Origin of the sequence: Marinimicrobium sp. UBA4509, assembly GCF_002388575.1 — a bacterium.
Taxonomy (GTDB): domain Bacteria; phylum Pseudomonadota; class Gammaproteobacteria; order Pseudomonadales; family Cellvibrionaceae; genus Marinimicrobium; species Marinimicrobium koreense.
On the sequence record NZ_DGMV01000062.1, the window covers coordinates 44,740 to 48,693 of the forward strand.

Sequence of the window (3,954 nt, forward strand, 5' to 3'; positions counted from 1 at the left end):
ACCCGCCATATTGGCCAGTGCATCAATCGGGCCGTGCGGGAGCTGTCCCTGGAGCACCGGCACTCACCGGTCGGTGACTGCGTCACCGTCAGTATCGGTGGGGCGACTTGTCATCATTCGATGGGGCATACGCTGGAGGAGGTCATCAAGTGCGCCGATCGCGCCCTGTACCGGGTCAAACACAAGGGACGCGACTCGGCACTGATCGAAGAAGTCGCCACCCACAAAACCGTGCTGATCGTGGCTCAGGGGGGCGACCAGACCCGCGAGATCAGTGAACCGCTACAGCAACACTGCAACATCCTGACCACCGATACCGCCGAAGAGTGCCTGGAAATCGCCAGCGATGTGCTGCCCGACGTCATCATCAGCGACGGAGAGAGCGCCTTTGCCGAAGACCACAGCCTGTTTCGGCTTCTGGCCCGGAGCACCAAGTCAGCGTCCACCCCGATACTGGTGGTGTCCGATGACCCCGAGCGGCCCGACCTTCTGTCAGACCTTGAGGGGCTGGGCCCGGTGGGCTGGCTGAAACGTCCGTTCAGCGCCGCCGAGCTGCGCACCAAAGTGCAAATGCTGCTGGACTGAAGCCCCGCCGATCAGGGCCGACGCAGGGAGTTGAACCAGTTGACCTCCCGAGCGTGCAGATCCACCTGGTCAACCACATCCAGGACCAGGGCAAACAGAGCCATACGCACCACCACTCCGTTGTCCGCCTGGCGGAATATGGCCAGATTGGGGTTCTGATTCAGGTCGTTATCCAACTCGTTGGCCTCCTGCCGGGAGTCTCTCGGCAGGGGATGCATGATGACGGTATTCGGCTCGCAATACTGAGTATAAATGGCCTGATTCAACCGAAAGCGTCCCCGGTAGAGGTCGGCTTCTTCCTTCGTGTCAAACCGCTCTTCCTGAATCCGGGTGGAATAGGCGATATCGACACTGGCAATACTGCTGGGCAGATCTTCCGTGACCGTGACCGAGTGCCCCGACTCGCGCAGCTGCTCGACAATTGCTTCGGGCATCGCCAGCTCACGCGGGGACACCAGAGTCACGTGGACGCCCTGGTACAGGCACAGCAATTTGCACAGCGAGTGCACCGTCCGACCGTATTTGAGGTCGCCGATCATCGCGATTCGCAGTCCGTCCACGCCCCGCCCGCGAGACTCCATTTCCTTGCGGATTGTGTATAAATCGAGCAGCGCCTGACTCGGGTGCTCGTTGGCCCCGTCCCCACCGTTGAGTACTGGCACCCGACTGGCTTCGGCAAACTCCGCCACCGATCCCGATTGTGGGTGGCGCATGCAGATTACGTCACTGAAGCCGGAAAGCACGCGCGCCGTGTCGTACAGCGATTCGCCCTTGGCAAGCGCCGAGCTTTCGATGCCAGTGGTTTCGCGCACCTCGCCACCGAGCAGATTGAACGCGCTGCCGAAGCTTATCCGGGTACGGGTACTGGGTTCAAAGAACATATTGCCCAGAATGGCGCCTTCCAGAACGCGGGTCACCCGGCGTCGCAAGGCGTAGGGGGCCATCGCATCGGCCACGGTGAAGATTCGCTCAATATCGGAACGGTCGAACTGCTGAATGGAGAGAATATGCGAACCGGTAAAATTCACGGGAGGATCCTTTAAGCGGTAGATTGAAGCTGCCGCTCAGTATAGCGCCTCCTGAGCCATTCAAAAATGGGGGAATTGGCCGATAACCTGATCAGGCGGTGGGATTTTGGTTATACTCCGCCTGCACACCATGACTTCGAGAACAAGGGAACCTCTGTGGCCGACTACCCAGACACATTGGCGAAATTCTGCTCCGCACAGACCGCCGAGCAGATTCTTAGCTCCCAGCGCCTGCGCTGGAGTGCTCCTCACCTGTTGGCCGACCCGTTCGAGCTGACACACCAGACGCCGCTGTCATTCGATCCGCTGACGCTTCTCGATGGGGTGATTCGCAGTGCCACGAGCATGATTTTTTCCCGTGAGACGCCTAAGAGCAACTCACCGCTGGCCACCGTGATTCGACGCTGGCGGGACGAGGAGCGTTTCGCCTCCCCGGAGGAAGCCGAAGACGTGCTCAAAGAGCTCATGTCCAGGATGGTGGACCAACGCCAGATCGCCATTGAAGAACTCATGGCCGACTGGCGCAAGTTTACCCGCGAGCTGCGCATTTGCTGCTTCAGCGCCAAGGTCGAGAACCTTCCTTCTTGGCAGCACTTTGCGGATCATCACCGAGGGGTCGCGCTGCGTTTCCGCTGCGGAGAGTACACTACGCTGGTCGACCCCAAGCCGGTGGAATACAGCCTCAACCGCCCGGAAATCACCACGTTCAAGGAGCAGATCAACGCGATTCTACACCAGGAAAAGGTCAACGCCCAATCCCGCTTTGCCGACAAGTTCCTGGTCAAGCCCGCCATGTCGGAAGCCGAGCAGGAGTGGCGGATCTTTTATCACGCGACGGATCAGGCCAGCAGCCGTGAGGCCGATGACAGCCTGTGGTACGACGACCGGCCGTTTGAAAAAAACGATCTGTCAGCGGCTTATTTTGGCGCCTTTATGCCCCGCGAATCCCGTCAGCGTTTACTGGGTATTCTGCGCGAGCAGTACCCCGAGGCCAAGCTGTTCCAGGCCGCGCCCATTCCCGGTAAATACGAAATCGAGTTTACTCGAATCAAGCGGGATTAAGCGGCAGTTCACGCGTGCTTGCCACCGCACGGCGGCGCGGCAGGCTCGGGGCCAACCGCTCGATCACCTGCTCAGCCGTTGCGCGGTACGTGGTCAGCTTGCCCCCCATCACTGACAGCAACCGAGGCTGCTCCTCATTGTCAGCGTGAAAAAGCACCTCACGGGAACGACCAAACGCACTACCCTCCACCTTGGGCAGCACTCGCAAGCCGGCAAAGGACTCTACATTCGACGTCGACACATCCAGTGACGGGAAGTAGTGCTGAAGTGTCCGCAGCAGGTAATCCTGCTCTTCGCGCGTACAGGCTGCTTTCGCTGGATCGCCTTTATGCAGCGTTTCGGTTGTACCGATCAATAACCGGTTGTTCCAAGGCAAGGCAAACACCGCACGCCGATCATCGGGAGCTTCCAGATAGAAGTGGTGTTTCAGGCTCGGGGGCAATAGTAGGTGGGCCCCCTGAACCAGATCCACCTCAGGCCCGGTCAGGGCCGGCGTCACCCGGCCGATGACTTCGGTTCCCCAGGGCCCAGCGCAATTGACCAGCACCCCTGCCTCGACAGAAAGCTCCTTCTCTCCCTGTCGATAAACAATCTCACAACCGGCGGGGTGGCACTCGGCGGACATCAGATCCGCCGGCATCGCCAACTCCGCCCCCAGAGATTCCGCCGAGGCCCAGACCGCACGGGTCAAAGAGGCATCATCCGTTTGCGCCTCCCGGTATCGGAACACAGCCATCAGGTCATCCGTCCGCAAACCATCCAGCGCCGACCACTGACTCCGATGCACGCGAGAAAACTCCGAATCATCATCGAAGCCCGACAGTATCCGATAGAGCCACAAGCCAATGGAGATCTTTCCGGACGAACGGGACGAGGAGCGATAGACCGGAATATGCATATCGACGCGCTTGACCAGCTCCGGCGCTAGCTCGAGAAGCAGCGCGCGCTCCTTGAGGCTCTCGCGAACCAAGCCAAACTGGACCGATTCCAGGTAGCGAAGTCCACCGTGGATCAGCTTTGAAGAGGCGCTGGAAGTGGCGGCCGCCAAGGCGGTCTTCTCCAGCAATAAAACCGAGTAGCCGGCAGCGGCAGCCGCTTGCGCAACGCCCACCCCTTGAATACCACCACCAACCACTACAACGTCGTATTGCATAGAGACTCCAGCCTTGAAAGACGTTTTATCAGTTTAGAGGTCAGTATAGCGGATTGTGTAGAGGTGTTTGTCGATTGGGAGTGTTTGTCGGTTTACGGCCTGCGGCCTAAACCGACCTACGGGAAG

At 59.5% G+C, this 3,954-nt stretch carries 4 protein-coding genes; 2 read left to right on the top strand and 2 right to left on the bottom strand.

Translation table 11 applies throughout. From position 1 onward, the window contains the following. Positions 1-585, top strand: a 585-nt coding sequence (locus B3520_RS12270; RefSeq protein WP_286876165.1) for a diguanylate cyclase domain-containing protein, incomplete at its 5' end; no start/stop codon positions are given. An 11-nt stretch (positions 586-596) separates the two neighbouring features. Here the strand turns inward: B3520_RS12270 and B3520_RS12275 are convergent. Next, positions 597-1,613 (bottom strand): aspartate carbamoyltransferase, encoded by a 1,017-nt coding sequence (locus B3520_RS12275; RefSeq protein ID WP_286806017.1) that lies wholly within the window; start codon positions 1,611-1,613, stop codon positions 597-599. A 156-nt stretch (positions 1,614-1,769) separates the two neighbouring features. On the opposite strand from B3520_RS12275, the gene B3520_RS12280 reads away from it, so the two are divergent. Beyond that, positions 1,770-2,675 carry a DUF2971 domain-containing protein gene (locus tag B3520_RS12280; protein WP_286806019.1) on the top strand — a complete coding sequence of 302 codons (906 nt, stop codon included), beginning with the start codon at positions 1,770-1,772 and terminating at the stop codon, positions 2,673-2,675. Here the strand turns inward: B3520_RS12280 and B3520_RS12285 are convergent. Then, entirely contained in the window at positions 2,662-3,828 is a 1,167-nt protein-coding gene (locus B3520_RS12285; RefSeq protein WP_286806020.1) for an FAD-dependent oxidoreductase, read from the bottom strand. The two genes, B3520_RS12280 and B3520_RS12285, sit on opposite strands and share 14 nt — an antisense overlap. Positions 3,829-3,954 lie beyond the last annotated feature (126 nt).

Excerpts from the sequence above, each read along its gene's own strand:
- B3520_RS12285 (WP_286806020.1), bottom strand. The coding sequence starts at position 3,828 with ATGCAATACGACGTTGTAGTGGTTGGTGGTGGTATTCAAGGGGTGGGC.